Below are 544 nucleotides of genomic sequence, written 5' to 3'. Positions count from 1 at the left end.
CGCGGGGAGGTGGTTTTGCCGCAGCCGGAGGGGCCGACAAAGACGAGAAATTCCCTGTCTTCGACGGTGATGTTCAGGTCATGGACGGCGGTGGTGTCTCTGTAGCGCTTGGTAACGTGTTCGTAGGTAACGCTGGCCATGCTCTCAACCTTGGCTCCGTTGCGCACTCAAACCCTATCCAAAGCGGCGGGCAAAAGTCCAATGGGGTTCGGTTTAAGTTCGCTAGGGAAGGCTGAGGATCACTGCAGCGAACCCGATTTATTCCTGCTTGAAATGAGCGCAAGCTGAAAAACCAAAACGCAAAAAAGAACTAAAAAAGGGTAGGCGATGAGCCTACCCCCATGGGATCTTTTTTCCTCACGGAAAATTGCCTAACCTCAGAGCAGCTTCAGCTACGCCCATCAGGAGACAACACTCACCTTGACCACTTGGGCTTTTTCAGAGTCGGCCTTGGGCAAGGTGAGGGTGAGGATCCCATCTTTGTATTCGGCTTTCACCTGATCGTGCTTGATCCGGTTGGGCAGCGGGATCACCCGTTGGAAGC

Annotated in this window: 1 protein-coding gene; it reads right to left on the bottom strand. The window is 53.9% G+C overall.

From position 1 onward, the window contains the following. Positions 1-401: 401 nt before the first annotated feature. Positions 402-533 (bottom strand): Hsp20/alpha crystallin family protein, encoded by a 132-nt coding sequence (locus tag NW807_RS10475; RefSeq protein ID WP_414426066.1) that lies wholly within the window; start codon positions 531-533, stop codon positions 402-404. Positions 534-544: the final 11 nt, after the last annotated feature.

The organism is Synechococcus sp. R70.1 (assembly GCF_047461675.1).
In the GTDB taxonomy this organism is placed as follows: Bacteria; Cyanobacteriota; Cyanobacteriia; order Thermostichales; family Thermostichaceae; genus Thermostichus.
Note: the sequence above shows the minus strand (reverse complement) of the source record. Positions and strands in the feature narration are given on the sequence as shown.